Raw genomic sequence first — 290 nt, forward strand, 5'->3', positions numbered from 1 at the left:
CTGGCGCCCTTTTCTCAAGGCTATCTGACACAGTTACCTTTTGACCAATTGAAGCACGTAAGGGATTACCAACTACTTCTGCATCAATGTCACTGTTAAATGCATTGGGAAAAGCGCAACAAATTTTTATTAAATGCGTGTCGGTTCCATCAGTAACAATGTCACAACCGCGTTGCTGTAGTGTGCTGGCTAAAACTCTTGCATTACTTAACACTTGCTTTATATAAGCACCAAAAGATGGCTCTAATACTTCACCTAATGCAACGGCTTTTGCCGCAATAACATGCATT

The 290-nt window shown here is 41.0% G+C and carries 1 pseudogene; it reads right to left on the reverse strand.

Going from position 1 to position 290, the window contains the following annotated elements:
* A pseudogene (locus tag ACX6CF_RS27075) lies at nucleotides 1–290 on the reverse strand (hypothetical protein); the annotation flags it as partial.

The sequence above is a fragment of the Vallitalea sediminicola genome (genome assembly GCF_054408565.1).